We start from the raw sequence: 21,448 nt of genomic DNA on the forward strand, positions 1-21,448 counted from the left end.
CTCACGATTGCCGAGGGACGTGACAATGTTCGGCAACTACGATTTGCGCAGCTTGAGCGGCTGAAACGCCCAGTCTGTCGAGGCTCACCAGGAGCGCGCCAACGGACACAGCGAACCCGGCGACGAGCTTCCAGGGTTCGTGTCCCGGATCCCGGAGAGCATCGGCACCACCCGACCCGTACCGGGGTACGGGTTCGTTCGTTGGTCCGGATGCATTTCTGGCGTCGGCGTCGGCGTCGGCGCGGTTGATCCATCGACGGAACGCGACTGCAGCTATTGGGGGTCGAGCGACCCGGAGCAGATCCACTCGTGGTGACAGTCGCGCCGCGCGGGAGTACAGGCGAAACAGACAACGGCGCAGGTCATCCGCATGCCGCGTCCACCAACGCGGCGAGGACGAGAGTGCAGAGCGTGTCAGTCGCGCGTGCCGGCCGGATCAATCGCCGAATCGCGGCAGCGACCCTGCGCCGCCCGGGTCCCACATCGAAGGTGAGCACGTCAGGCAGGGCTCGCGCCCCGTGCGGTGAATCAGCGCACGGGGCGCGATGGTGGGCCCGCAGTGACAGAACAAGGCGCTTCGGACGATAGAAAGACGACACGATGCCCAATTACACCCGTGACGGCAACTACGACATCAACCTGATCAGCTCCGGCTCCGGCTGGCTGGGCACCTTCGCCGCCACGGTGTCCTCCACAGCCGCCGACATCCTCACCGACGGCGAACCTTACGCGCCCGTCACCATCACCACTGGACCGGACTCCCCGGCACCTGACATGACCATCACCGGCACCCTCACCGAGGCCGACGCGCAGGCCCTGACGGTGATCGCAGACGACGACGCCCGCACAGTGCACCGCATTCCCGTCAACACCGTCGTGCGGTTCAGCGCCTAACCACCGCAAGGGGCCTCATGAGTCACCTTGACCCCGGAAACCGCTGAAGGGAACAGCACGTGCTCATCGACATCCAACCCGAGCAGGCAACCGTCCGGACGCAGCCGACGTCGGACTCGAAGATCAGATCCTGGACCCGCTTGCTGCGGACCTCATTGCCGCCGTCCTGAACAACCGAGACCGTACCGTCGCCGCGGAGAGCATGCGGCGTGCTGTCCAACAGGCACGAGGTGAGCGCTGAAGCCCGAGGCGAAGCGGGGGTGCCGGCGGGCGAACTCCGTGCACTGGTGCGAAGAAAGGGAACTGACATGGACGTGACCGTCAACAGCATGGTCGACCGAGCGGTTTCAGATGGAATGAACCCCATGGCTGCGCGAACTGTCCTGACCGATGTGCTCGCCAACTACACAGGCGACGATCTCGAGTACCAGCTCGTAAGTCTCGGCTACGCCAGCGAGGCGGAGGCGTACCACTACGCGCATCAGGATCCGGGTATGCCCGAGGTGGTCGAGTGGATCAAGGGGAAGTACGGTCCGGTCGGTCTCGTGCGGCTCACCTATGACGACTGGAATCAGCACTGCTACAAGTGCTGCGCAGGGCTCGCTGAAGGTGATCTGGCGCAGGACTGCGGCGATCACTGGCTGTGCCGGAACTGCGCTCGCTGACCGGCACAAATCTCGAACCATCACCGCTCACGAAGGAATCCACTCCATGCGTAAGAATACCGTTTTCGACCTGTGCGAGAGCCACGCTGGCCTCGGCGGTGGCCGTCGCACCGCCGAGATTGTCTGCGAGGGCGGGCCCGCCTACGGATCGGCGTGCACGCCGCGGCCGTGCCGGATCCTGCCCGGCTCGGACTATTTCGCGGAGTCAGCTACCGATGAGGTGGCCGTCGAGTGGGTCCGCGACTGGGCCATCAACAGGTAGGGACGAGGAGCCGCGCATGCACGCAACCGTCACCGTCATCTCGGACACGGAGCTGGACCCCTACACCTGCTTCTGGGCCGAGCTCCGCGACGTTCATGCCGTGGACGCGGCGAACTACTTCACCGGCTCCGACGACTGCACGCAGGTCGAAGAAGAGCCGGTACCTGAGGCGCACCCGCACTCCGCGTCGGTCGAGCGCGACGGGCACCCTCCGCTGCACTTCATCGCCGCGGACCCCGCAGTCGCGGACGCGGCCTCCGATGCGCTCGTGAAGATCCTCGGGCGCGGCCCCGACAGCGTCCACTGAACTTCCCCCAACCCACGGAGACCACCGTGCCCGTCAACACCCAGACCCTGATCGCCCGTCCGCGGGTCTGCGCGTCGAGGAACTGCGTTGCGCATATGCCCTACCCGGGCGGCAGTCAGGCGCTGTTCAGCACGCCGCGGATGAAAGATGCGGCCACACCTGTTTGATCGAGCTCACGGTCGCTGATCACAACAACTGAGTGGAGCAGTTCCCGGAACTCTTCCAGCGCCAGGTTCGGAAGTGCTGCTTTCGCGGCATCGAAGAGCCTGGCAAGGTTCCATCCAGGATGCGCCAACAAACTCGCGGCGTCAGCGAAGTCATTCGCTTCTCGGCGGTCGTGCAAAGCCCGGCATTTGCCCGCCGCGATGTCGTCGAGATCCATGACCAGGCCACCGCCCGGAACTACGCGCACGTCGCGTGCCCGATACTCCTGCCCGATGTCGACTCCCACGCCGTCGCGCTCTTTGTCCGCGCCCGGCTGCCAGACAGTGATGCTGCGAAAGAAGTCGTCCGAAGCCACGATTTCGACGTTCCAGCCCGCGGACCGCGCAGCTTCGATCACCGCACGGCTGGCCTCTTCGTAGACACCGGTTTCCCAGGACGTGGTGTATGTGTCGAGGTCGGTGGAGTCACGGGAAGTCACCCCGTGCACGCGAAGCCCGTTGCCTCCCGCCAACGCGATATTGATGCGGGCCAGCGCGGGCAACACGACATCGGCCACCTGACCAATGAGCCCTGGAAGTCGCTCCATACGCGCAACAGTGAGTGCGCGTGGCAAAGACGCGGATACGCGGCGCGGTCAGACGGGGATCGGGTAAAGCAGCCGTTCCCACTCCTGGCGGACCAGCCGAGGGATCCGCACCTGGGGAAACACTGCCCGGACCAGGTCTGCGTTGACCCACCGTCGCACATCAGCTTCGGTCCCGTTGGCCAAGACCGCGCTGTATGCGGCGACGGCGTCGGCCTGGATATCGAGATCGAACGCGTTGCGGCCCCGCCAGGCGATACGGTTGGGCAGCTCGACGGAGCCCGTTGCCGGGCCCTGGAGCTCATCGAGGCGATCCGGCACGGCGAACGGCCGGTACAGCCGTTCAGGCAACACGTCGCGTTGTGTAACGGTGCGCATGATCTCCTCCTCTCCGCACGTCTAAAAGTTTATCGGGACTGCACTGGCAGTGTCATGTACTCGGCGGAGTATGGGCCATGACCCGATTCTCGTGTCGCCCGCGGTACTGCCGCCGGCGGCCAACCGATCAAGCTTCCCTGCGGCCTGGCCGACTTTCGTATCGCTGTCGCGGCGGCCAACGCTGATTTCGCGTGGGCGGGTCCAAAACTCGGTGGAACCGATCGCGGCCGGGGCGCGTCCAACTGGTTGTGGACGAGTACGCGGAGGATCTGACGGGGCCGCAGTTGCCACCCGAGGTGGAGGAGTACCTGGCTGGAGAACGCGAGTGGCACAGGCTGCTGCGCGGGACCGGGGCTGTGTCGGCGGAGGAGGCCGCCGAGGCGCTGATGCCGTGGGCGGGGCAGTGACCCGTTACCGGTACGTCGGCCGGCTACGGATCTGGGTGTTCTCTGGCAACCCGACGTCCTTCTGCGCCAAGGCCCGTAGCACCGACTGCCCGACACCCAGCGGTAGTGCCGCCGAGCTATGTGCCAGCGCAACCGGGATGACAGCGTTCGGGTACAGCCGTGTCCGAACACCGTCGAGCAACTCGCAGATTGTGCTCAGTGTCGTTGCCGTACATGGCCGTGACGCCACGCGGGCCGACGATCACGCCGGGCATCTCGCCGCTCACTTCGCACCGCGCCCCACAACCGATGCCGGACGCATCTCTACGACGATGCCGCCCATGGCCGATATCACCGCGCGCTCGCTGGAACTGTTTCTCGATTACGCCCGCGACGCCGACAACTGGGGCGGGACCCCGCTCGTAGGCGGCAATGTCGGCGGTTCACGCGAGGACAACGGCAACCTCACGCAACTCAAGCAGGCCGGGCTGATCACCACGTTCAACCATGATCCGGGCGACACGTGGATCAGGTTCACCGAGGCTGGCAGAGCGTTGGCCGCAGAACACGGCGTCGAGATGGTCTGAGGCCGGTTTCCCGCAACGTATTCGTCCCCGTTCCCCAGCCCTCGCCATGTGCGACACCAGGAGAACCGGTCACGTGGCCCCACTCGCACACCTGCGAGGACACACAGATCGATCGCGTCACCGCGCAAGATCGCGCCCCGGACTGTGACGGTCCTCATCTGCGGGAAACATCCCGGCCGTGAAGTGGATTGAAGCGACCCAAACCGTCGAATTGACGCAGCGCAACGTGACTGCCCTCGCCGACAAACTCGACGACCCGCTCTCCTGCCGGACCCTGGTCACGGACTGTCGCCGAATCGCCGTCTGCTCCATCGAGGACCCCGACTGCACCGTCAGGGACGAGGCAGCTGCGGCTTCCACCGGGATCGTGCGACTAACCAGGTCCGATCTGGCGGCGCTGGCTTCCCCGGGCGCAGCAGTGGCCGCGGCGGGTGTGACCGTGGTCGCCGTCCAGGACAAGGATCACTACGGCGACCGCGCTCCCGGGACTATCTACATGCCGAGCACTGAGGAGTACCGATGAGCCGGACGTACGACCGCAGCGAGGTTCCCGATCTGTCCGAAATCGGTGGGCACTGGGACCCGCGTCAACCCGAGTACCACCAGACCCCGGGAGGTTTCGTCTCCCCCGGCCGGCTCGTGGCTCGGATTCCGGGTCGAGATTGGCCCAGTTCCCCCGAAGAGTGCACGGCGGGGCTCCGTGATGCGGAGTGGATCCTGGGCGGCCGGGTTCTGATCTGCACCGGCTGTGGACTCGACGGCGCATGATCGCGTATTTTGTCCGCCACGCTCTCAGCCGGCCACTAAGGGCAACACGGGGCGCATTTCCTCCGGGCTGATACGCCTACCATGGCGTGCTCATTGGAACTCGCACAGATGGGTGAGCTTGATCTGATCGGTGCGCCAGACGATCATCTCGTTGTTGAGTACACCGCAATGGCCGCCACGGATGTAGAGCGAGTCGAACTTGCGGCCTTTATCGTCGGTGCCGGTGCGGGATCTGCGTACCAGATCAGACCCATATGCGCCCGCAGTAGAGCGGCATTCCCGGCCCATCACCACGTCGGCGAGGAACATCAGAGGATTGCCCTGTCCACCACGACCCCGTTGCCCAGGGGCACTGCCGATCGCGTAGTTGAGGCTTTTCGTTGACTGGTCGGAGAAGTAGACGCCGTCGCCAAACATGCGGCCGGTCGTGTTGTAGGCACCTGCCGTCGACGGTGGGCAGATCAAGCCGGTACGCAAGATCGACAGCACATTCCCCGTGGTGGTGCCGTGCCACAACTCACGCGTGTGCTTGAGGGAGTCCTTACGGGCGTCCCAGGCTGCGCTGTGGGCGTCGACGAGCGTCCACACACGGCGCAGTTTGAGCCGGTTCGCAGCGTGCATGGAGTTGCGAGAATGATCGAACTTCGCAGCAATGCGTGCGAAATCCTCATCCCCCGTTCCCAGCTCGGTCATCGTGTGACGGAACGGGATTGCCACATTCTCAGCCTCGTCGTCGGCAGCCGCGGCTGACATGACGACCGCCGATTCCAACGCGTCAAGTAGATCGTCCTGCTGTCGGCACCATGCGGGCGTCACCCAGTCCGTCTCGCGAACGTTAGCGATTTTCTGCGGGATCAACGTCAGGTACTTCTCCACTGCCCAGCGGTCGTATCCGGAACGCAGCTGGGCGAGTGCTGACCGCGCCGCGGTGACTTGGTCAAGCGACACGGGTCCCAGTGCGGTAGTCACCGATCCGCTGTCGCTGACCGTGATTCGGCCACCGGTGGCGCTGTCGATAGCGTGCCTGTTGTAGCGGACCAGCTGGTCCAGCAGCTCGGCTGACGTCGATGGCACGGCACCGGGGAACAGACCGGCAGCGACGTGGCGGCGCAACGCGCCGTTTGCTGCGTGAGGTTTGCACGCCCGGGTGGAGGCTCCGTCGAACACGGTGTAGCCCTTGCGCAGCTTCTCATTGAGTTTGACCTGGAAACTGCCGTGTCCGGGGTAGGTGCGGGTCTGGGCATTGCCAGCGCCGATGCGGCCCCACCGTGCCAGTGTCGATCCGTCAGGCATCCTCGACAGCTCGTAGAACTTGTTGTTGTTGCCGGCCGCGTTGACCTGGATCAGGGTCACGGTCTCGACTGCATTGGTGGGTGTCGTGGCGGTGGTCATGTTTTCTCCCCGTCTGGTTCTCTCTAAAATAGAGATTAATGGACGGGTCTGACAAGTAGTCGCACAAGACCGCCAACGCGGCTTGGTCGGGGCATTGGCAATCTGATGCGCCGACGAGTGAAGAGTCCGATTCGCGGCGATCGTGACGCAACAATTCGGCACGAGTGACGCACCAGCACGACACAACCGCCGCGTCACTTGACGCAGTGGCTTGACGCGGCTGAGCGCATTGCAGACGGACTCGTGACGCAGCTGCGTGATGCAGCGCGTGACGCAGTGCTGCATCACGCGAACACGGAAAACATTCCGCGAAGCTGTACCGCGTCACACGGTTCATGACGCACCGCTTCTGCATTGGTGACGCAATCACCGCGGGCACTGATGCGTCGGCGTGACGCAAATCAGTTCTTCTGGCGCCCCGGAGTTTCGTGGCTACCAACAGCAGCGGAGACATGCGCTGGCGCCCAGCTGCGCCACCGATCGATGCATGTGGAAGCCGGCCGGGGTGTCGCATGCTGTCGCGAAAACCGGCATGTCGGATGTGCGGACACTCCCCCGCTGGCCACCCACGGCGCGATGACAGCTGGCGACGTCAACGGAGACTGCGAGCATTTAGCAACGTGATCATTGAGGGACGTGACAGCCCGCCATCGGTCCGCGCTAACCGCTGCCACAGGTGCGGATGCAGCCCCGGCTAGTCAGCACGACTCGCGAGCCGGCTAGCTGCATGCGCCCATCAGTCGGCGCGGAATTCGAGCCGCAACGGGTGCACCTCCGCTCCGCTGATCCCACCGTGCATGAGCACGTCGGCGGTTGGTTCGCAGCGGAGGGTTCGGGGGCGGTTATCCATCGCCAAAGACTTTGAGGGAAGCCGTATCTGGCGTTGTATCGGTATTTGTATCTATCTGTGTAGGTATCGCTGTATCGATCGCTGTAGCGAAGTCCGTAGCGTGCGCTGTAGCGCGGCCTGTAGCGCGGAGTCGTCATCGAACAAATACCCCGTACGCATGCGCGTTACGACATCGTGCGGACTATAGGAGGCTCGCATCAGCCGGCCGACGATGCGAGAGGCCTGTAGCACAGTCGATTATGGGTGCCACAGCTCGCAGTACCCCAAAAAGCGCCCCTCGTCCGATGCGCGTCCTGCACCCGAATCACATTGCAACTTCTGGTTTCCTAATCGCGGCCAACGCACCCGGCGCGCGGGCCAGAAAGGGAATGCGGTGACCCCCTACGAAATACACACACGCGTACGTCGCCTGCTGTGGGCACTGCTGGCATTCGCCACCACCGCTAGCCTGTCTGGAAACGTTGCTCGGACCGTGATCACGCACTCCGGTGCCGCCGCTGTCGGACCGATTGTCGCAGCCGCGCTGGCACCGTTCGCACTGTTGAGTCTCACTCACCTGCTTGGCTTGTGGTCACATATCGCCGCGCGCGGTCCGACCTACTGGTGCTTCCTTGTCGCGATCATTGCCCTGTCCGCCACGGCATTCAGGCTCTCGTTCGACGCACTGCGGTCGCTGGCCATCGAGTACGGATACACGGCGAACGAGGCGGCTCTCTTCCCCGTGATGATCGATGGAATCATCGCGGTCTGCACTCTCGGACTAGTCGTTCTGACGCGTATCGAGATCGCCGCGATGGCACACCAAAGCGCCGCAGCTGACGCAACCAATGACGCACCTGACGCAGCACGCCACCGCATCTCTCGCCTGCGCGGCTGCATCACCACCGCGGTGCATCGCTTCAACCGGAGCGGGCCGGTGACGCAAGCCCGGCCCGCGGTGATGCAGCGAAACGACGCTCGTGAAGCACCTGTTGACGCGACGCATCGCGAAGCAACGCCCGCCATCACACGTGACGGGGCGCATCAGAACCAGACACGCGCAACGCTGCCACCACCTGGTCTTGAAGCACCCATATCCGCTTCGTCACTGTCCACGTCTGAACCTGCCGCCACTTCGGGCAGCGACCAAACGAACCGCCCACAGCCAGGAAGCTCGACGTACCCCGCGCCCCGACGGTCGCAGCTGTCGCGGTCCAAACACGCCGCTTTGGCTCACCAGCTCTTCGACTCGAAGCGTGTCGCCGCTGCCCCCGACATGATCTGCGCCGTCCTGGATCACAACGCGGAAAAGAAGCCGAGTCGGGAGATTGCAGCTGAACTCGGTACGTCACCGAGCAAGGTTCAGAGGATCCTGCGCGCAGCACGAGAAGTACAACAATCGGGCTTGGATTGAACTTTGCTCGCCGCTTCCTGACCCGCGTTGGAATTGATGACAGCGAGCGATTCTGCGGCGCGGTCCGGCCGTTCTCGCTCCCCCGGCGTGTCGTGCTCGCTCCCTGGGCCAACGCACCGCGCGCAGGCAAGGTGTCCCTGAAACGCATCAGGTCCGACCGATCCGCGACTGCAATCCCAGATGCGCCTCCCCGGACCAAGAAGGTGCGCGGCACCAGCCCCCGCCACCGACGGAAGGATCTAGTCAGTGAGCTACACCGCCGCGGATGTCATCGAGCTAGACGACATCCAGCACACCCGGATGCGGCCACAGGTCAACCTCGGTGCGAGGGTCTACCAGACCGCCGCTCGCGAGATCGTCGACAACGCCGTGGAAGAGGCAGGTGCTCACGGGTCCACGGTGTCGATCATCTTGAGATCCGACGGATCGTTCACCGTCACTGATGACGGTCGGGGCTTACCTGTTGACTCCGACCCGGCCGGAAAGAACGGCGTCGTCAAAACACTGGGCACGGCGCGGTCAGGTGGGAAGTTCACCGCGCATGCCGACGCCGAGTCCACCGGTGCCGGCCTCAACGGGATCGGTGCTGCAGCTGCGGTATTCATCTCCCGACGCACTGACGTCACCGTGTACCGCGCCGGGAAAACGTACAAGCAGAGCTTTGGTGGTGGGTATCCTGGCCGCTTCGCGGGTGACGGCTTCAATCCCGACGCCGACTTCACCCGCGATGACACTCAGAAGCTGCGTGGAGTGTCCAACGGCGAGCCCGCCGTGCACGGCACCTCTGTACGCATGCTGCTCGACCCGTCGGTGGCCCCCGACACCGCACTCGACATCACCGAGGTTCTGCTGCGTGCCCACGCGGCGGTGCGCATGACCCAAAACGTGCACCTGACCGTGATCGACGAAGGCTGGCCAAGCGGTCCCCTACCCGCAGCTTTGTTGGGGTCATTCTCCGGGCCTTGGGGTACGAGCGCAGTGCTGGACTTCATGTGTGCCTGCGCGCAGACCCCCATACCCGCGCTTCGGGCCTCCGTCGAGGGCCGCGGCGAGTACGTGACTGGTCGTGGACCTACGCCGTTTCGCTGGTCGCTGACGGCCGGACCGGCCGAGCCCGCAACGGTGTCCTCTTTCTGCAACACCGTCTACACCGCTGATGGCGGATCACATCTGAACGCGGCTGTAAAAGGACTGACCGAGGCCCTGGCGTCCCGCGCCGCGCGGCTGCGCGACCTCGGCCTGGCCAAAGGAGAGGATGGCCCCGAGCCGCAGGACTTCGCCGCGGTCACCGCGCTGGCCGTCGATACCCGTGCGCCTGATGTCTCCTGGAACGGCCAAGACAAGACCGGAGTGTCGTCACGGTCTCTGAACACGGCAATGTCGACCGACGTGGCACGCAGCACCGCGGTGTGGTCGGCCAACCCGGCGAACACCGACACCGTGACCATGTGGACGAAACTCGCTCTCGAAGCCGCACGAGCTCGCCGCAGCGCTGAGGGGGCCAAATCCCGGTCCCGTGCGGCATCTAAAGCCAAGGGGCTGGGGACGAATCTCTCACTGCCGCCAAAGCTGCTGCCCTGCCGTGAAACTGGCCGCGGTTCTGGAGCAGAGCTGTTCATAGCAGAGGGTGACTCGGCTCTGGGCACCATCAAGGCCGCGCGGGACGCAACGTTCCAGGCAGCGTTCCCGCTCAAGGGCAAACCACCGAACGTCTACGGGTGGACGGTCGCAAAAGCTCGCGGCAAGGAGGAATTTCAGGCTATCGAGCGGATTCTCGACTGCGGGGTACGTGACCATTGCGACCCGGAGAAGTGCCGATACGACAAGATTCTCTTCGCCTCCGACGCCGATCCCGATGGTGGCAACATCAACTCGTCGCTGATCTCGATGTTCCTCGACTTCTACCGGCCTCTAGTCGAAGCCGGCATGGTCTACGTCACCCTTCCGCCGCTGTTCGTGGTCTCCGACGGCTCGCAGCGCATCTACTGCCAGGACGACACCGAACGTGACGTCGCCGTAGCTCGATTGAGGTCAGGAGGCCGGTCGAGGGTCGAGGTACAACGCAACAAAGGCCTCGGCGAAATGAACGCCGACGACTTCTGGAACACCGTGCTGGATCCAGGTCAGCGGACCGTCATTCAGGTACGCCCCGACGCCCTCGGCGGCGCACTGCACCACACCTTGTTTGGCGGGGCTCCTGAAGGCCGGCGCACGTGGATGGCCGACGCCGCTTCGCGCATCGATACCTCGTCCTTGGACCTGGATTAGGAGCGCAACACCGTGACTGCCACAGAACAGAACCGTGACCTTGTGCTCGAGCAGAGCGCCGAGGACTACTGGAACCGATACCAACTCACCTTCGCGCTCTACAGCGTCAGCGATCGTGCGATACCGTCAGCATTCGATGGTCTCAAACCTGGACAGCGCCGTCTGCTGTACCAGATGCACGCCTCAAAGCTGCTGCCGGGCAACAAGCCGCAGAAGTCGTCGAAGGTCTGCTCGGCGGTTACCGGCAACCTGCACCCGCACGGTGGTGCAGCGATGTATGGCGCAGCGGCGCTTCTGGCCGCCGACTTCCAGCGCGTCAAAATCATTGACGGACAGGGAGCTTTCCCGCGCATTCAAGGTGACACACCGGCCGCCGACCGATACACAGAAATGCGCCTGTCCCCAACGGGTGCCGCACTGACCTCTGAACTCGGAGACCACGCGGTACCGATGACCGACACGTTCGACGGGGAATGGATTGAGCCGGCCGTGCTGCCGGCGCAATTCCCGTTCCTGCTCTGCAACGGTGCCGTCGGCATCGCCGAAGGTTGGGCCACCAAGGTTCCCGCACACAACCCTCGCGAGGTGATGGCGGCGTGCCGGGCGCTACTGGCTGATCCACAGTTGTCCGATGACGCGCTCATGGAACTGCTGCCTGGCCCTGACTGGGGTTGCGGGGCATCCGTGGTCGGTTCCGACGGGCTTCGCGACTACATCACCACCGGAAAAGGTGCGTTCACCGTACGCGGCACGGCGGTGGTCGACGGTAAGACGATCACGATCACTGAGCTTCCGCCCGGTGTTGCCAGTTCCACTGTGCAGGAACGAATCCGTGCTCTAGTCGAGTCGGGGGAAGCTCCGGGCATCGCCGACATGTCCGACCTAACCGACCGCCGCAACGGACTACGCATTGCAGTCACAGTAAAGCGCGGGCACGATCCTGAGACGGTGCGTGACCAGCTGCTGGCCCAGACTCCGCTGGAGGGCACGTTCGCGGCCAGCGTGGTTGCGCTTGATGGCGACCGGGTTCCGCGCTGGTGGACTGTGCGCGAACTGATCTCGGCATTTTTGTCCCTGCGTGATTCAGTGGTGTTGCGCCGCAGCGAGTACCGGCTGGAGAAGGTCGAGGCGCGGCGGCACCTGGTGGCCGGCCTGATGGCGGTGCACTTGGACATCGACGCCGCCGTGGCGATCATCCGCGGCTCCGATACCGTCGACGACGCACGCACTGGGCTGCAAGCGCGGTTCACGCTCGACGCAGAGCAGGCCGACTACGTACTGGCGATGCAGCTGCGCCGGCTGACCCGGCTCGACGTGCTGGAACTGCAGGCTGAATCGAAGAAGCTGGATGCTGAACACGCCACGCTCACTCGACTGGTCTCGTCACCGACCGAGCGCCGCGCGGTGATCGACGCGGAGCTGGTCGAGACGACAAGATTGTTCAACGCGCCCGAGTTCGATCGCCGTACGCACCTGGACTTCGATGCGGTGCCGGTGACTGGTGGGGGCTCCGACGACGGCCCCCGTGAGCGCACGATCAACAAGAACTGGCGACTCGATGATCGGGGCGTGTTCTCCGACAGTCACGGTGAGTTGCTCTCGAATGGTCTCGGCTGGGCGGTATGGACTGACGGCAGAGTGAAACTGACTGACGGCAAAGGCCTGCCGACAAAGACGCGCGACGTTCCAGTCGCCCCAGACATCACCGGGCTGCTGTGCTCCGGGGTGTTGGCCCCTGGTGCGCACCTCGGACTGATCACCCGGCGCGGCAAGGTCTTGCGACTGGATCCCGCGACCGTTAATCCACAGGGCGCCGCCGGCAACGGGGTGCTCGGCATCAAGCTGGCCTCCGATGGAGGTGACGCGGTGATCGCCGCGTTCCAGCTCACTGGAGCTGAGTCTGAAGCGATCTTGTCGATCTCAGAGAAGGGCTGGAAAGTCACTGCTGTCTGGGATATTCCGACGAAAGGACGTGGCGGCAGCGGTGTTGGGTTCCATCCGTTCATCAGCGATGAGAGCATGCTCGTTTCTACGGTCGCCTCCACCGCTGGCTTCGTGCGCGACGGAAAACCTATACGCGCCGAGAAGCGTGCGAAGGCCTCGGTGAAGGGCGCAGCTGCCGGAGTGGCTCCGGCGAACTGATCGGGTACGCACTGCCCCCGTGGGTTGTCGGCACCAGGACTGTCGCCTCGGGGCATCGTGATCGGCACTAAGGCGGCCGGACCGTGCATCAGTTCCAGATCTCGGCACTCCTCGCGCAGTCGAGCGCGTTCGTTAATCCTGCAGCTGGAGTCAGTCGGCGCTGCGCACGTTGTCGCGCAAGAATGCGAGGGCAGCCGAGGCCCAAGAAGCCGATCCTGCGGCGTTGGCCGACCAGCACCTTCGCGGCGTACCCGAGATCCGGGAGGAAGCAGGCCTTGACCAACTATGACCGGGCGAAGGCCGCGGCGACGTAGCGCGGCGTTTTGAGGACGAAAACGGACCAGGCTGACCGGCACCCGATCCACACCACGTAAATTCGTGTAACCCAACAGGGTGAGACATCACCCTGTGTTCGTGGGTGATTCGAACGGACGCAGGGCGCAGGGGGCTGGATGCGGAAGATGCCGACGAAGGCAATCACCCTTCTTCTTGTGGTACTGGTTGCGACATTCGTGGCCGGGTGCCAAGAATCGCCCCCGAAACCGACGTGCAGAGACGATAACTCTTCCCTCCACGGAGCACTGAGGGATGCCACGAATGCCGCCTGCGAGGCGGAATATGCCTGGTACCAGGCTCAAGAGGATCGATCGCTGCCGAGAAAGCTGGCTGACGGAGACAAGGATTCCTGGTCGATAGTTGCTGGAGCCTTGCTTCTCATCGCCGGCATCGCCGGAATCGCCGTAGGCCGATCAAAAGGCAGCAATCCCCCATCGACAGAAGCAGAGCAACCTCCCAGCCAGGAGTCGGCTTTCGTGCCGCCGACTCCTGAGTCAGCGGCGGGTGCACTGCTGGATTCCGACGGAGGCTGCACCCGTGCTCGATGGGCGACCGTCGGCGCGTGCGCCGCAGTCGGCATGTCGGACGCGCTGGTTCTCGTCAGAGTCGACCCGCGCCCAGACGGGGACGCTGAAGTAATTCTCGAGCTTCAGGGAATCACTGAAGGAACGGCCATTTCCCTGGTCAAAAGCCACCTGCTTGCGGCGTGGGGTGTTCGGTCGGTGCGCGGCATCGGCCTGTCCCGAGACGGTCTGTTCCAAGTGACAGTCAGCAACGACTGACTATGCGCTGACGTCCTGAGACTGGGTCTTCACCCAGATTTCCCGCTCGCCTTCGGCGTCGACGATCCCGACAAGTGCCGGGTACCCGGCTTCAAGCCGTTCGACGGCGGCACCCAACACGAAGGGCCCGGGAAGAAGTTCCGCAATCAGTTCGTCGACAGTCAGCGATCGCCCATGAGTGGACCCGCCACGTACCTCGAACTGTTTCCCATCACCTGCCACGCGCAATCGCTGCATCAGGTCGGTTTCCGTGGCGGTGATGGTGGTCATATTCCGAATGCCCTTCCTGTTGCGGTTATCTCACGTCACTGCGTCCTTGGTGGTGGCGCAAATGAGAGTCCGGTCGGCTGATCCGATGGACCCGTCTCCAGATAGGTTGAGCATACATAGACGTCTAGACAAGTTCTAGGCATGGCGGCCCCATCGAAAGGGTTTCCGGGGATTTAGCGCGCCGAGAATTCGTATTCGAGCAGGTAGGAAGGTGCAACTTTCACGGTGTCGCAAACTTCGACCGCCACATCGTTCACGTCGTAGGCGGTACGCAGCACGGTCAAAACAGGCACGCCCAAACCGATGTTGAGCACACGGCGTTCGTCAGGGGTGGGCATCCGTGCTCCAACCTCCTCAGTGAACCGTGCTAGGACATGCCCGGATTCTTCGAGACGCGCATAGATACCGCCGGGACCCGTGTCGGTTTGTTCGATCGCGGTGCCGGCAGCAAAAGCCACCGGGATGTAGGAAACGGCGGTCTCGATTGGCTGCCCGTCCGCCAGGTAACGCCGCGACCGTACAACGACGTCATCGCTGACGGGGACGCGAAGTCGCTCGGCAACGAGGGAACCTGGCTTCTGTCGCCGAACCGTGATGCTGTCGACGCGGGGAGAATAACCGGACTTCTCAGCTTCAACACTGAACGCGGCTTTGCCCTCGTCACGGTGCCTGCGTGCGAACCGATCAGAGGCCAGTCGCCGAATCGGCGGACGTGCCTGCACAAAAACACCACGACCGTGTTCGGAGACAACAAGCCCCTCGCCGCGCAGCTCCTGGACTGCCTGCCGGACAGTCATGCGCGCTACACCGAAATGCTCGATCAGGTCCGCTTCGGACGGAAGCCGCTCGCCTGCCGCAAACTGGCGCGACTCGATGGCTGCACGCAAAATCGCCGCGATCTGCCGATAGGGCGGACGGTCGTCCGCCTTGTCGATCCCGTCAAGTTGCAGCACGTGTCGGCCTTTCATGGCATATCTAGACGACTAGCCTAGAGGTATCGCTCACGCGTGTCACGAAGCAGCACCCGAGTCCAATGGAGGTCGGACGGTGGCAGACACACCGAAACACTCGGTCAGTGTGGCAGGGATCGTCGTCGACAGCGACAATCGAGTTCTCGTCATTCGACGTGACGACAACGGCCGCTGGGAAGCTCCTGGTGGTGTTCTGGAGCTGGATGAATCGTTCGAGGACGGTGTACGGCGTGAGGTTCGCGAAGAGACCGGTTTACAGGTCGACGTCGAGCAGCTGACCGGCGTCTACAAGAATCTCAGCCGCGGCATTGTTGCGCTGGTTTTTCGGTGCCGCCCTGTCGCCGGTGAGGTTCACCCGACCGACGAGGCTCAAGACGTCCGCTGGATGACCAGGGACCAGGTCGAGGCCGCGATGACGCCAGCGTTCGCCATCCGGGTGCTCGATGCGTTCGACGGCACGGTCCACACACGAGCTCACGACGGCACCAACTTGGTCACCGCCTAAACACGCGGCCGTCCGGGCGATTCTGTGTGGCGATCGCGGCCCCGCCGCGCCGCGCGTCGATCAGCTCCCTCATGAGGCGGATTCTCACGGTGGACCCCGACTTCACCAAAGGATCACCGTGACCAGCACTCAGGACCAGCTGTTCGACACTTTCCTGGACGACGCCTGCGCCAACCTCACCAGTGCCGGCATCCTCGCGCCGCCGCACACATGTGACAGTGTCGCCGAACCCGCATCGCTGGCCGGCGAGTTTCACCGGTTCATCTCCGGCATCGGCTCCCCTTTCAGCGACCGTGCAGAGGCCGCCGAAGTGGCGCTGGATGCGGTGGCGTCGGTCATCGCCGGATTGCCGTGGCCGCAGTGGCTGCACGAGCCTGCAGACGTGATCGGCAAGCAGGGTTACCGCGCCGAGGCCCTACTCTTGATCTGCGCGCTTGCCGAAGATGCTGCACCCGCGCAGGTTCGCGACTGGTACACCTCCCGCAGCGGGTTGTTCGACGACCCGGGATATGACCGCAGCTGTGACGCCGCCGCAGCGCTTCGGCGAATCGGTGAACTCGCCGGCGAGGCGGCTGATCGCGCTGACGGTTACTTGGCATGCCTCGCCGAGTCCTGACAAGCAGCCATGGTGGCTGTATCTGAGCTACGCGCCTGGCGGCCCGCTCTTCCGGCCCCCATGCCACGATCAGCGGGCGTATCACTCACCGCGGCAACGGAAGGGGAGCCACGACATGGACCAGGAGTTCGTCGCTGACGACGTTCACGTGTACGGATTCAGCGGTCCTACTCAGGATCGAGTACTGATCGCCACGGCCGAGTCGCCAACCTGGGCGAAGACGATCGCCGAGCTTCTCACCCGCGACCCTGACGCTTATGTCGTCTGAGCCCGCGGCACACCTATTCAGAGTCGGGGACCGCGTCACGCGTCGAGGTGGCTCCGGTGTCGAGGGCGAGGTGCTCGCCGACAGTGGATCCATGGGCGGACTGAACCCGGTCCTCGGCTGGGAACCGGGAACTCCACGCCCGCCGGCCGCCACCACCGGTCTCATCCCCGTGTTCTGGATGGACCGCGACCGCGGGGTTCACGAATGGTGGGAGGACCCTGCTGGGCTGGAAGTCGCGCCAGCGAACTAAGCCACCCAGCGCCACACACCGCGACACCCCATAGAAGTCCAGTTCCGGTTTCCTCGGCTGATTGCCCATCCTTGGATGCGTCTATCAGCAGCACGGACCGGCTGAACCTTGATGCGGTCACTCATTCGGATGCCTCCGGTGTCCAGACGACGCGGCGTGGGAACGGCAACCGGGCTCAGTCATCAGTCCGCCTGGACAGCCTGGACTACGCGGCGATGAATATCGGAGCCCTCGCTGATGGCCCGGCCCACGTGGTTCATCACGAAGTACGACCCGTCCGGTCGGCGGCTTGCTGTGTACCACTTGCGGCCGTCGACCACTTCGTAGAGCTGATCTTCGATCAGCCGCGCCTTCACGGTGCACCGTCCCGCAGGATCTTGTCGGCTTCGGCGGGGTCTTCAGGTTCGAATCCGGTGCAATAGCAGACGCGTTCGCGACCGAACTCGACGACGAACGCAACGCACGACGCGGATGCACCGGTGTGCTCGTCATGTTCATGTGGACAATCGGCGCACGTGCCGGTGGTGACTGGCGCCGTCACAGCGATCCCCCGCCTGCGCCGCCGTCTGCCACGGTGCCAGCGAAAGCCGCTTGCGCGTCTGCGAAGATCGCGTCGATGCGATATTCGCGGGTTTCCAAGCTCGTCTTCAGTTCCAAGATGTCCGATGGGACCGACATACGCTTACCCTCCCCGAGGTCAGTATCTCTATTTTAGATACTACCACCAACACGGTGCAGATTTTGCGCCAGAAACCGGCTCGTACCAGCAGCTACTCGGTTGTCACGTCCTACAGCCGCTGCGGGAAGAAAGCGCTAAGGACACAGGACAGTAATGGCAAAAGACCGCAAGACCGCACCAGTCGACCCATCCGATTCGATTGCCGCAGCGCTGCCCCGCACGGTAAATGCATCGTTGCTGCGGCTCGCCACAGCGCCAGATCCGGCCACGTCGGAGGCATACCGCAACGTGAGACCGTCCACGGCGCCCAGGTCAACTTGCTCGACGATCGGCTCGTGTGCGTCGGTGACGATGGCGGTGATCTTGGATTCACCAGTGCCGATGACGATGCGCACTTTTCCGCCAACGGTGCTGCAGGCCACTGCGGATTCGATGTCGAGCGGCACCCCGCCGACCGAGACAGTGGCCGCACTGGGGCCTGGCGCGGCGGTGCGACTGGTCGTCGATGCAACGTCGCCGGCGACGGGCGCCGGTTCCGCGCCACACCCGGCGACCGCGAGCGAGATGACAGCAGCGGCAGTGATCAACGAACCGACCTTCTTGGTGCCGTAACGGCAGCTGCCAGGGGACGAATCGATCATCAGGTCCTCAATCTTGACGAGTCGGATCGTTGTTGGCGGACGTTAAACCGACCGATACCAGCACCAGACACTTGATGCGGCTCCTCAGTCGGCGATCAGACGGGTACTTGATCACGGCCTCGTCCTGGTCGACATCGACCACCGTTCCCGGGATTCCGCTCCAGACCTCACGCACGATGTCGCCTCGACCGATCTCAATGTGGTCGCGAATCTGGCATTCCGACATTCTGGTCAGTCTCCCGCCAGCTCGGGGAACAGACGAGCCGCCGCTTCGTCCGCGGCCAGTTGTGCGGTTTCGAGGCCGTCGTCGCCGTCCGAGCTCCCCTGTTCGATGACGCGCCCGCAGGATCCGTCCTCTACTGACCAGTTGTACGTGTAGGGCTGCGTGCGGCCGCCGTCAAGATCTGGGTCCGGCAGATCGAAAGCGACGTAGGCCATGATCCGATCGCCGCCGACTTCGCGTCGGTAGCAGGCCCGGCCGCCCCAGGTATCACCGCGAACCCAGCCGCTCATCGCCGTGCCGTCCACTGCAGCTGCGCGGTCGGGCTGGCGTTGCCGGTCGCGAGAACCGTGACGCCGCTTCGAACTTCCCACTCCCCGGCGCTAAGCGACTGCACCAGCCGCGCGCCCTGCGCTGCGGGGTAATCGGCGAGTTCGGCGTTGACGCGCCGCACGTCGTCGTCGGTTAGCTCAGCTGTGCAGGTGATGATGAACGTGACCTGACCTGCGCCGATCGGATCATCGACGGTCAAGGCGACGTTTCCCCGATGGTAGGTGTTGATCACGGTCCCCCGTTTCCTTGTGGTCGCTGCATGCGCTGTCTACCTCCGCTGACGCGTGGACTGTGTTTGCGGCGCGATGGTGTCGGTGCTGGTGGCATTTTGGTGACAGCCGGGTGGTGCGGGATCCCGCGTCGGTCGCATCGCACCACCCGGCTGGAGTCCGAGCAGGAGGTACCGGCTACTGAATCGCAGCGAGTCGATGGGCGTTGAGCCGGTGCACGTCAGAAAGCGGCGTGCGGCAGCCCGCAACGCGGGACGTGCCGAACTCAGCCATCCCGCCCCCGAACTGCGTCGATAACTGTGCCGAAGATGCTTTTGGGGAACTCTCCGCCGGTGACCTGCCCTGGCCCATAGACACGAACACGGTTCTCCTCGGGTGCGTCGACATGCAGACTTCCCTCGTTGTCGATTGTCACCTTGGAGTGGCCGTCGGTGAGGACGTGAGCACTGGCGGCGGGCCGCACCTTGAGTGAGTTGCCCCAAGATGAACGGAAGTCGATCGTGACGTGGCCGGACTCGACGATGAGCCTCGGAATACCGCTCCACACCACGATCGTCAGCGCGTTGCCGGGTGTGACGTTGATGGGATACTCCGGTGACACGTCTCGTGTCTTGATGTGGTTCCAGTCCACTCTGCGGCGGATACCGGTGCCTCGTCGCAGGTTGAGCGCCGACATGCCTTCTCGGTGTGTGGCCGGCTTACGGCAATCGATCTCGGTCATGGTGCTTTCTCCTGGATTCGGAACTGCTTGAGCTCGGCGCGGAGCTGGTCAAGGCTGTCGAACGGAGCTCCGGTGTGTTCAGGGGCGTGCGCCCACGGACGATCGCGGCAGTAGTCCATGACTGCGCCGATGTCCCAGTCACTTTTTGGCAGCAGGTATTTCTGCATACCGTGCTCCAGCGAATGCTTGTGGAGCTTGATTTCCGGCTGGTCGTAGGTCGAGTGACGATAGGCCTTGATCGCGCCTTCGCGGGTCACCGAGGTCACGAGACCCACGCTGATAGTGGTTCGGTCGTAGGAAGGTTGACCGATCATGGCCACCCGCTCATTGCGCACGAACACGATTCCGTCACCGCGTTTGAAGCTCGTCATAGGAAGCACATCCGACTCTCATGCCGTCGCGGGAACTCGAATCTCTCCGACCTGTCCGCGCGTGCCCGTTTTTCGTCGCTCGGGATCTCGAACGCGAGGCCGGAAAACGCCTGCCCTACATGGTCTCCGTACATCAGAGTTCCCCAATCCAGTTGGGGCGATGCCACTGTGGGTGTTCGCTGGTGACGTCGCGAAGATTGACCGGCATGATGACACCAATGAAGGCGTCTCCGATCGTGACCAGGATGCTCTTCTGCGACTTGCCATGGACGCCGTCGCGCGTCACCAGGACCATCGGGGAGTCCTCGACGACGACCGCGAACTTGGCGATCTGCTTGGAGTTGAGGCCAGTCACCGCGCGCGGCACACCTTCGGTTGACTCAGGGAAGAGGGCTTGCCAACGCGGGAAATAGACGTCAGTGTCCTTGACGGTCAGCGTCTCCCCGGAACTGAACACGAACTCGGCATAGTTGCCGGCCGGATTCACCGATACAGTCCGCGTCCAGCGGTCACTTTTGAGCGTACGGCTCAGCCGTATCAGTTCTTTGGCGTCGTCGAGCGAAACATTGAGCCCGAACACCGGACCCGGCTGGTTGTCGAACTGCGATGGCGACGGGATGTCACATTCCCCGCTGATCTCAGTAATCCACTTCGCCTTCGAGACGCCCATGGCCTTCCCGTCGGTGGCCACCGAGAGCAGGTTTTCACCGAATGAGGTCAGATGGATCTGGTGGTAGCTCTTGGCCCATCCGGTGTATGCGAGCACTTTGTCGTGCTCGGCGAATGCCATCGCCTGCTTGATAATCCGGTACAAGTCGGCAGTGAACAGAACGTTGCTCATGCTCGTACCCCTTTTCAACAGTTGACATCACGGGTCGATGGCGTTGAGCTCCCGCCGTCAGCCCACTCTCTATTTTAGAGATTAGCACACCGCTGTCTATGCCGTGATCACCGGACGCACCTCATCCCCGCGCCGAGGGGCTGCGCGTGGACGGTGCCATGAACTACAACGGATTCCAGTCGTGGGCAGATCACATCGACGCCAGCAGCGCGCAACAAGCGTGCGAAAAAGCGGCTGGCTGGTGAGCGCGTGCGGGCGGGAGAAGTTGCACCACGTGAGGGGATCCCGCGTACAAAACGACCACTGCGAGGAACCACGGCGGGTCGCAGATGCCGCACCGAGGGACACGACAGCCGGCCGTCTGTTCGGCGCGT

Annotated in this window: 29 protein-coding genes; 15 read left to right on the top strand and 14 right to left on the bottom strand. The window is 63.8% G+C overall.

Going from position 1 to position 21,448, the window contains the following annotated elements; translation table 11 throughout:
* Positions 1–600: 600 nt before the first annotated feature.
* From BKG60_RS19550 to BKG60_RS19565, 4 genes are all read left to right on the top strand, one after another.
* Positions 601–894, top strand: a complete 294-nt coding sequence (locus BKG60_RS19550) for a hypothetical protein (RefSeq protein WP_019349083.1) — start codon at positions 601–603, stop codon at positions 892–894.
* Positions 895–1,202: 308 nt separating this feature from the next.
* Positions 1,203–1,559 carry a hypothetical protein gene (locus BKG60_RS19555; RefSeq protein WP_019349082.1) on the top strand — a complete coding sequence of 119 codons (357 nt, stop codon included), beginning with the start codon at positions 1,203–1,205 and terminating at the stop codon, positions 1,557–1,559.
* Between the two features lie 46 nt (positions 1,560–1,605).
* Positions 1,606–1,821, top strand: a complete 216-nt coding sequence (locus BKG60_RS19560) for a hypothetical protein (RefSeq protein WP_070945705.1) — start codon at positions 1,606–1,608, stop codon at positions 1,819–1,821.
* 16 nt (positions 1,822–1,837) lie between these two features.
* Positions 1,838–2,128 carry a hypothetical protein gene (locus BKG60_RS19565; RefSeq protein WP_019349006.1) on the top strand — a complete coding sequence of 97 codons (291 nt, stop codon included), beginning with the start codon at positions 1,838–1,840 and terminating at the stop codon, positions 2,126–2,128.
* A 115-nt stretch (positions 2,129–2,243) separates the two neighbouring features.
* On the opposite strand, the gene BKG60_RS19570 is transcribed toward BKG60_RS19565, so the two are convergent.
* Together BKG60_RS19570 and BKG60_RS19575 are read right to left on the bottom strand one after the other, a co-directional pair.
* Positions 2,244–2,834, bottom strand: a complete 591-nt coding sequence (locus tag BKG60_RS19570; RefSeq protein ID WP_165688720.1) for a nucleotidyl transferase AbiEii/AbiGii toxin family protein — start codon at positions 2,832–2,834, stop codon at positions 2,244–2,246.
* A 93-nt stretch (positions 2,835–2,927) separates the two neighbouring features.
* A complete protein-coding gene (locus tag BKG60_RS19575; protein ID WP_019349008.1) occupies positions 2,928–3,254 on the bottom strand; it encodes a hypothetical protein in 327 nt (108 codons plus the stop codon).
* A gap of 191 nt (positions 3,255–3,445) precedes the next feature.
* Between BKG60_RS19575 and BKG60_RS31755 the strand changes: the two genes are divergently transcribed.
* The 4 genes from BKG60_RS31755 (at position 3,446) to BKG60_RS19590 (ending at position 4,995) form a co-directional block, all read left to right on the top strand.
* On the top strand, positions 3,446–3,661 hold the full coding sequence (locus tag BKG60_RS31755; RefSeq protein WP_131823403.1) for a hypothetical protein: 216 nt from the start codon (positions 3,446–3,448) through the stop codon (positions 3,659–3,661).
* Positions 3,658–4,227 (top strand): hypothetical protein, encoded by a 570-nt coding sequence (locus BKG60_RS19580; RefSeq protein WP_019349010.1) that lies wholly within the window; start codon positions 3,658–3,660, stop codon positions 4,225–4,227. Before BKG60_RS31755 ends, BKG60_RS19580 begins: the two co-directional genes overlap by 4 nt.
* Before the next feature lie 178 nt (positions 4,228–4,405).
* Positions 4,406–4,750 carry a hypothetical protein gene (locus BKG60_RS19585; RefSeq protein WP_019349011.1) on the top strand — a complete coding sequence of 115 codons (345 nt, stop codon included), beginning with the start codon at positions 4,406–4,408 and terminating at the stop codon, positions 4,748–4,750.
* Complete coding sequence (locus BKG60_RS19590; RefSeq protein WP_075909872.1) at positions 4,747–4,995, top strand: hypothetical protein; 249 nt, start codon at positions 4,747–4,749, stop codon at positions 4,993–4,995. Before BKG60_RS19585 ends, BKG60_RS19590 begins: the two co-directional genes overlap by 4 nt.
* A 90-nt stretch (positions 4,996–5,085) precedes the next feature.
* Here the strand turns inward: BKG60_RS19590 and BKG60_RS19595 are convergent, their stop codons facing one another.
* The gene (locus BKG60_RS19595; protein ID WP_019349012.1) at positions 5,086–6,387 is read right to left on the bottom strand and encodes a WGR domain-containing protein; all 1,302 of its coding nucleotides are present in this window, start codon (positions 6,385–6,387) and stop codon (positions 5,086–5,088) included.
* A 1,223-nt stretch (positions 6,388–7,610) separates the two neighbouring features.
* On the opposite strand from BKG60_RS19595, the gene BKG60_RS19600 reads away from it, so the two are divergent.
* From BKG60_RS19600 to BKG60_RS31760, 4 genes are all read left to right on the top strand, one after another.
* Positions 7,611–8,630, top strand: a complete 1,020-nt coding sequence (locus BKG60_RS19600) for a DUF2637 domain-containing protein (RefSeq protein ID WP_234709440.1) — start codon at positions 7,611–7,613, stop codon at positions 8,628–8,630.
* Between the two features lie 246 nt (positions 8,631–8,876).
* Positions 8,877–10,898 (top strand): toprim domain-containing protein, encoded by a 2,022-nt coding sequence (locus BKG60_RS19605; RefSeq protein ID WP_070945708.1) that lies wholly within the window; start codon positions 8,877–8,879, stop codon positions 10,896–10,898.
* Positions 10,899–10,910: 12 nt separating this feature from the next.
* On the top strand, positions 10,911–13,040 hold the full coding sequence (locus BKG60_RS19610; RefSeq protein ID WP_019346823.1) for a DNA gyrase subunit A: 2,130 nt from the start codon (positions 10,911–10,913) through the stop codon (positions 13,038–13,040).
* 461 nt (positions 13,041–13,501) lie between these two features.
* A complete protein-coding gene (locus BKG60_RS31760) occupies positions 13,502–14,158 on the top strand; it encodes a hypothetical protein (RefSeq protein ID WP_131823433.1) in 657 nt (218 codons plus the stop codon).
* On the opposite strand, the gene BKG60_RS19620 is transcribed toward BKG60_RS31760, so the two are convergent.
* Together BKG60_RS19620 and BKG60_RS19625 are read right to left on the bottom strand one after the other, a co-directional pair.
* Positions 14,159–14,428 carry a hypothetical protein gene (locus BKG60_RS19620; protein ID WP_070946520.1) on the bottom strand — a complete coding sequence of 90 codons (270 nt, stop codon included), beginning with the start codon at positions 14,426–14,428 and terminating at the stop codon, positions 14,159–14,161. It lies immediately after the preceding gene.
* A 173-nt stretch (positions 14,429–14,601) separates the two neighbouring features.
* Positions 14,602–15,396, bottom strand: coding sequence for a GntR family transcriptional regulator (locus tag BKG60_RS19625; RefSeq protein ID WP_019346820.1), 795 nt, complete (start codon positions 15,394–15,396; stop codon positions 14,602–14,604).
* A gap of 79 nt (positions 15,397–15,475) precedes the next feature.
* Here BKG60_RS19625 and BKG60_RS19630 point away from each other — a divergent pair, with 79 nt between their 5' ends.
* The 3 genes from BKG60_RS19630 to BKG60_RS32045 all read left to right on the top strand — a co-directional run bounded on the left by BKG60_RS19630 (position 15,476) and on the right by BKG60_RS32045 (position 16,788).
* Positions 15,476–15,904, top strand: a complete 429-nt coding sequence (locus BKG60_RS19630) for an NUDIX hydrolase (RefSeq protein ID WP_019346819.1) — start codon at positions 15,476–15,478, stop codon at positions 15,902–15,904.
* 118 nt (positions 15,905–16,022) lie between these two features.
* Positions 16,023–16,520 carry a hypothetical protein gene (locus BKG60_RS19635; RefSeq protein ID WP_019346817.1) on the top strand — a complete coding sequence of 166 codons (498 nt, stop codon included), beginning with the start codon at positions 16,023–16,025 and terminating at the stop codon, positions 16,518–16,520.
* Between the two features lie 115 nt (positions 16,521–16,635).
* The gene (locus BKG60_RS32045) at positions 16,636–16,788 is read left to right on the top strand and encodes a hypothetical protein (protein ID WP_019346816.1); all 153 of its coding nucleotides are present in this window, start codon (positions 16,636–16,638) and stop codon (positions 16,786–16,788) included.
* Between the two features lie 432 nt (positions 16,789–17,220).
* On the opposite strand, the gene BKG60_RS32055 is transcribed toward BKG60_RS32045, so the two are convergent.
* From BKG60_RS32055 to BKG60_RS19680, 9 genes are all read right to left on the bottom strand, one after another.
* Complete coding sequence (locus tag BKG60_RS32055) at positions 17,221–17,394, bottom strand: hypothetical protein (protein WP_019346814.1); 174 nt, start codon at positions 17,392–17,394, stop codon at positions 17,221–17,223.
* Positions 17,391–17,579 carry a hypothetical protein gene (locus tag BKG60_RS19645; protein WP_019346813.1) on the bottom strand — a complete coding sequence of 63 codons (189 nt, stop codon included), beginning with the start codon at positions 17,577–17,579 and terminating at the stop codon, positions 17,391–17,393. Before BKG60_RS19645 ends, BKG60_RS32055 begins: the two co-directional genes overlap by 4 nt.
* Positions 17,576–17,716 (bottom strand): hypothetical protein, encoded by a 141-nt coding sequence (locus tag BKG60_RS32060; RefSeq protein ID WP_019346812.1) that lies wholly within the window; start codon positions 17,714–17,716, stop codon positions 17,576–17,578. Before BKG60_RS32060 ends, BKG60_RS19645 begins: the two co-directional genes overlap by 4 nt.
* A gap of 135 nt (positions 17,717–17,851) precedes the next feature.
* A complete protein-coding gene (locus BKG60_RS19650; RefSeq protein WP_019346811.1) occupies positions 17,852–18,358 on the bottom strand; it encodes a lipoprotein LpqH in 507 nt (168 codons plus the stop codon).
* 231 nt (positions 18,359–18,589) lie between these two features.
* Positions 18,590–18,871 (bottom strand): hypothetical protein, encoded by a 282-nt coding sequence (locus tag BKG60_RS19660; protein ID WP_131721840.1) that lies wholly within the window; start codon positions 18,869–18,871, stop codon positions 18,590–18,592.
* The gene (locus tag BKG60_RS19665) at positions 18,868–19,143 is read right to left on the bottom strand and encodes a hypothetical protein (protein WP_019346808.1); all 276 of its coding nucleotides are present in this window, start codon (positions 19,141–19,143) and stop codon (positions 18,868–18,870) included. Before BKG60_RS19665 ends, BKG60_RS19660 begins: the two co-directional genes overlap by 4 nt.
* Positions 19,144–19,406: 263 nt before the next feature.
* Positions 19,407–19,862: a hypothetical protein gene (locus BKG60_RS19670; protein ID WP_019346807.1), complete on the bottom strand. Its 456-nt coding sequence runs from the start codon at positions 19,860–19,862 to the stop codon at positions 19,407–19,409.
* Positions 19,859–20,233, bottom strand: a complete 375-nt coding sequence (locus BKG60_RS19675) for a hypothetical protein (protein WP_019346806.1) — start codon at positions 20,231–20,233, stop codon at positions 19,859–19,861. The genes BKG60_RS19670 and BKG60_RS19675 overlap by 4 nt, the downstream gene beginning before the upstream one ends.
* 133 nt (positions 20,234–20,366) lie before the next feature.
* Positions 20,367–21,074: a hypothetical protein gene (locus tag BKG60_RS19680; RefSeq protein ID WP_019346804.1), complete on the bottom strand. Its 708-nt coding sequence runs from the start codon at positions 21,072–21,074 to the stop codon at positions 20,367–20,369.
* Positions 21,075–21,448: the final 374 nt, after the last annotated feature.

It is taken from the genome of Mycobacterium syngnathidarum (assembly GCF_001942625.1).
Lineage (GTDB): Bacteria > Actinomycetota > Actinomycetes > Mycobacteriales > Mycobacteriaceae > Mycobacterium > Mycobacterium syngnathidarum.